Source organism: Natronomonas sp. (genome assembly GCF_046710025.1).
In the GTDB taxonomy this organism is placed as follows: Archaea; Halobacteriota; Halobacteria; order Halobacteriales; family Haloarculaceae; genus Natronomonas.
Window position 1 is genome coordinate 1 of sequence record NZ_JBKEGK010000191.1, and the last position, 4988, is coordinate 4988.

4 protein-coding genes, 1 tRNA gene and 1 pseudogene are annotated in these 4988 nt (G+C 62.4%); 4 read left to right on the top strand and 2 right to left on the bottom strand.

The genetic code is table 11. The features are described from left to right. The 4 genes and pseudogenes from ACI944_RS11595 to ACI944_RS11610 form a co-directional block, all read left to right on the top strand. Nucleotides 1–255, top strand: a pseudogene (locus tag ACI944_RS11595) (kinase anchor protein); the annotation flags it as partial. A 72-nt stretch (nt 256–327) separates the two neighbouring features. Next, nucleotides 328–1650: a YeaH/YhbH family protein gene (locus ACI944_RS11600; RefSeq protein WP_411719216.1), complete on the top strand. Its 1323-nt coding sequence runs from the start codon at nt 328–330 to the stop codon at nt 1648–1650. Beyond that, nucleotides 1647–3635, top strand: a complete 1989-nt coding sequence (locus ACI944_RS11605) for a SpoVR family protein (protein ID WP_411719217.1) — start codon at nt 1647–1649, stop codon at nt 3633–3635. The genes ACI944_RS11600 and ACI944_RS11605 overlap by 4 nt, the downstream gene beginning before the upstream one ends. 106 nt (nt 3636–3741) lie before the next feature. After that, nucleotides 3742–4296 (top strand): hypothetical protein, encoded by a 555-nt coding sequence (locus ACI944_RS11610; protein WP_411719218.1) that lies wholly within the window; start codon nt 3742–3744, stop codon nt 4294–4296. A 39-nt stretch (nt 4297–4335) separates the two neighbouring features. Here ACI944_RS11610 and ACI944_RS11615 read toward each other — a convergent pair whose 3' ends face one another. Then, nucleotides 4336–4713: a DoxX family protein gene (locus tag ACI944_RS11615; RefSeq protein ID WP_411719219.1), complete on the bottom strand. Its 378-nt coding sequence runs from the start codon at nt 4711–4713 to the stop codon at nt 4336–4338. Nucleotides 4714–4898: 185 nt separating this feature from the next. After that, nucleotides 4899–4971, bottom strand: a tRNA-Gln gene (locus ACI944_RS11620). Nucleotides 4972–4988 lie beyond the last annotated feature (17 nt).

Here is a 4988-nt window from a genome sequence, read left to right on the forward strand (position 1 = left end):
CGTATCTCCGATGTCGATCCTCGGGAGATACCTGTCATCCGGACCGTCCTCGGGAGCCACGACTGGGACGACGTCCGGCGGACCTACGAGGATCTCGACCCCGACCAGTGGGACGACCCACCATCGGAGACCGAAACCGAGGCGGTCAAGCGGCGCACGATCGAGAACCTCCGGGAGATGTTCAACTACTCTGCGGCCTCCGCGGAGTTGACCAGTAGACATGTCATGGGACAGGTGAGCTACCGATGGGACTGATCAAGACCGAACGCCGATGGCTGGGGCCGAAGTTTCTCAGGGCAGAACACCGAGGACAGGAGGTGATTGACCGTGGGGCGTAGAGACGACCTCGACCGGTATCGCGAAGTTGGCGAGGCGAAACGGGAGGACCTCTCGGAGTTCATCCAGTACGGCGACCTGGGTGAGTCCCGCCCCGATGAGATCCGAATCCCGATCAAGATCGTCGACCCGCCGGAGTTCGTCTACGACCCTCGTGACATGGGCGGGGTCGGGCAGGGGCAGGGTGAGACGCCCGACGTCGGCGATCCCGTCGGCGAGCCGCAGCCCCAGCCTGGCGACGATGACGGGGAGGACGGCGACCCCGGCGAGGAGGGGGCTGAACACGAACACTACGAGATGGACCCCGAAGAGTTCGCCGAGGAACTCGACGAGGAGTTGGGACTCGACTTGGAGCCGAAAGGCAAGAAGGTAATCGAAGAGAAGGAGGGCGACTTCACTGACATCACGCGCTCGGGCCCGGCAAGCACGCTCGATTTCGAACGGCTGTTCAAGGAGGGCCTCAAGCGGAAGCTGGCGATGGACTTTGACGACGCGTACATCGAGGAGGCCCTTCGCGTCGAGGGGTGGGGGCCCGCGACCGTCTTCGAATGGGCCCGCAGCGAGCACATCCCGGTTTCGCGAGCGTGGATCGAGGACGCCTACGACTCGATCCCCGCCGATGAGCGCTCCCGGTGGGGTTCGATCGAGGAGATGACAGCGAACGTCGATCGGGAGACGTCCGCAGCCCGAATCCGTCGGGAGGGGATCGACGAGGTCCCCTTCAGGCGCGAGGACGAGCGCTATCGATATCCGGAGATCATAGAGGAGCGCGAGAAGAACGTCGTCGTGGTGAACATTCGCGATGTCTCCGGGTCGATGCGGGAGGCCAAACGCGAACTGGTCGAACGAACGTTCACGCCGCTGGATTGGTATCTCACCGGTAAGTACGACAACGCGGAGTTCGTCTACATCGCCCACGACGCCGACGCTTGGGAGGTCGACCGCCAGGAGTTCTTCGGCATCCGATCGGGCGGCGGTACCAGAATCTCCAGCGCCTACGAGTTGGCGGCGGAGGTCCTCGAATCCGAGTTCCCCTGGAGCGAGTGGAACCGCTACGTGTTCGCGGCGGGCGACTCGGAGAACTCCTCAAACGACACGGAAGAACAGGTAATCCCGATGATGGAGTCGATCCCGGCGAACCTCCACGCCTACGTGGAAACCCAACCCTCGGGGAACGCGATCAACGCCACCCACGCGGGGGAGGTCGAGCGTCACTTCGCTGACGCCTCAAACGTCGCCGTCGCTTACGTTGAGGGGCCCGGCGACGTGGTCGACGCGATCGATACGATACTCAGCACGGAGGACGACTCATGAGCACTCACGACAGACTCCACAAACAGCGGATCGCCGAGGGGTTGACCGAACCGGCGCAAGCGGCGAACGAACTCGCTGAAAAACTCGGCCTCGACCCCTTCGAGGTGAACTACTGGATCGTCGACTACGACGAGATGAACGAACTGATCGCCTACGGTGGCTTCCAGCGCCGGTACCCCCATTGGCGGTGGGGGATGAGCTACGACCGCCAGCAGAAACAGCGGCAGTTCCTCGGCGGAAAGGCCTTCGAGATCGTCAACAACGACGACCCTTCGAACGCCTTCCTTCAAGAGTCGAACGAGCTTGCCGATCAGAAGGCGGTCATCACGCACGTCGAAGCACACGCGGACTTCTTCAGGAACAACGAGTGGTTCCGGATGTTCTCGGAGTCGCCGGACGCAGCCGCAATGTTGGAACGCCACGCCGAGGCGATCACCGAGTACATGGACGATCCCGAGATATCCCGGGAAGCCGTCGAGGAGTGGATCGACCACGTGCTCTGCCTGGAGGACAACGTCGACCAGCACCGGCCGTTCTCGGCGGTGCTCGATCCCGACGGCGAACCCGCGGCCACGGCGGATATCGAGGAGCGTCTGGACGACCTCGACCTCTCCGATGAGGTCAGACGCGAGGTCTTCGACGAGGCGTTCCTCGATTCGATGGCCGACGACGAGGACGGGGCGACGTTCCCGTCTGACCCCGAACTGGACGTGTTGGCGTTCCTAGCGGCCCACGGAAAGGCCTACGACGAGGAAGCTGAGCGGGCGACCGGGTACGAGGAGTGGCAACGCGAGATCCTCGAACTGCTTCGCGAGGAGGCCTACTACTTTGCCCCCCAGAAGATGACGAAAGTGATGAACGAGGGGTGGGCGAGCTACCACGAATCGAGGATGATGGCCGACGAGAACTTTGCCGCCGATGACGAGTTCCTCTCCTACGCCGACCACATGGCCCAGGTGCTCGGCTCCCCCGGATTGAACCCATATAAGTTGGGATTCGAGTTGTGGCAGTACGTCGAGAACCGTCGAAACCGTCGGGAGGTGATCGAGCACCTGCTCCGCGTTGAAGGGGTAACCTGGCGGAACTTCGGCGACTCGGTCGATCTCGATCGGGTGCTCGAGCACATGGAACCGGATCCGGCCGTCGCGGACCCGGCCGGGGCCATCGATACGCTCGATCCCGACGATCCGCGGATCGACGCTGACACGCTCGAACGCGTTCGACGCGGCGAGGATGTCGATGTCGAGCAGTATCCTTGGAAACTACTCACATACGAGGGGATGGCCGAGCGCCACTACTCGCTGGTCAAACGCGAGCACCGGGGCTTTCTCAAGCGTGTCAGCCAGGGCGAACTCGAACGAACCGCCCGGTACCTCTTCGAGACGGACCGCTACGGCTCCGTCGAGGAGGCCATTGACGATGTCGACCGGACGGCCGGCTGGGACCGGATGTTCGAGGTCCGCGAGAGCCACAACGACGTTACGTTCCTCGACGAGTTTCTCACCGAGGAGTTCGTCGAAGAAAACGAGTATTTCACCTACGAGTTCACCCACACGACTGGCGACTTCCGCGCCACGTCGACGGCCGCCGAGGACGTCAAAAAGAAGCTCATGCTACAGTTCACGAACTTCGGGAAGCCGACGATCGCCGTCCACGACGGCAACTTCCGGAACAGAAACGAGTTGCTGCTCGCCCACCACTACAACGGCGTTCAACTCGATCTCGAACAGGCCAAACAGACTCTCGAGCGCGTCTTCGAACTCTGGGGGCGGCCGGTAGCGCTGAAGACGATCCGAAAGGAGTTCGACGAACACGACATCGAGGTCGCGAGGCGGCGCGACCGCGAACCGGAGCCGACGGAGCAGGGAACGCTGATCCGGTTCGACGGCGAATCCTTCGATCGTGAGACTCTCTCCGACGGAGAGATCGAGGATATCCGCGCGACAGAGGTCGATTACGACACGAAACCAGAGGAGTGGCTGTAGGCCCCGCCAGTTCGGGTGCTACCCGTCCTCGGGATCGATTCTGCCGTCACATTCCGCGGCCGGACAGCAAAGATTAGGGAGTAGCAGTCAGAAGAGAGATGCAGAGATGTCGAATGAACGAGACAGCGGGGCAGAGAAGAAGCAATCCGAAACGGGTACATCGAGACGGCGGCAGTTTCTACAGGCCGCAAGCGGCGCCTCAGTCGCCGCACTTGCCGGCTGTCTGGGGCTCGGCGGCAGCGGCGGTGACGGCGGCAACGGCGACCACAGCGAGGCCGAAGACGAGGCCGAAACCGAGCAGGCATCCAATTGGTGCGTTGAAGAAAACGACATAGAGGTCGCCGAAGAGTACCGAACTGCGGAAAGCACCGCCGGCATCCAACGGAACCCGGATGACCTGACCGCCCGCGAGGACGCGGCCTACCAGTGTCACCCGCAAGGATACCAACTCTGTGCGAACTGTCGGTTCTTCATCCCGAGCAAACACGCGGGCGACGAGGGGATGGCCGGCGCCTGTGCCATCGTTGAGGGCCGGGTTCGCTCGCAGGACTGGTGTGCGCTGTACCAGCAACATCCCGAGATTGAGGAGTACCCGAGCCCCAACCCAATCGGAGAGAACGACGAACCTGGCCAAAAGAAACCGCCAAGCAGAAGCGGGTAATATAATCGTAACTTCGATCTCGACGGGTCGCGGTGCGATTCAGTTATACGCTTTCCGCAGGAACACCAGCGCCGCCCCAAACATCGCGAGGTTGCCGAAGAACGCGAGTCGCTCACCGTCACGGTCGTCCGGGTCAGCGTTCCAGAAGTCGTGCATCGTCGTGGTGACGACCGCGAGGAACGTGACCGCAGCCCCGGTGGCAAGTTTGGGGAGTCGCCACAGCGCGATGCCGGTGCCGGCAACGATCATCATCCCCGAGGCAAACGGGGCGGCGAGTTCCGGCATCGGGACGCCGGCTGATTCGGCGTACCCGATGGTATCGTCCATGTCTCGAAAGTCCTCCGAAGCCTGAAGTGCGAGCCCGAGTCCTAACAGCACCCGTCCCAACGTCGACGGCGATTCGGTGTCGTCTGTCATGATTGCTGTAAATACGGGTACGTCTGGCAATCGCATAGTAGTGTCGACGACGGGAATCGAGGCGGCGGTTGCCGCTCGTGACACACGTCGTCCCGGGCGGATTCGAACCGCGGTAACTCCGCTTCGCTCCGTTCTCTGCTCCGAATCCGCGGGCTATTCGCTCGTCACGTCCGTTCCTCGCAGAATAGTCCCGGGCGGATTCGAACCGCCGTCAACGGCTCCAAAGGCCGTTATGATTGGCCACTACACCACGGGACTTCATGCTGGTGTAGGGC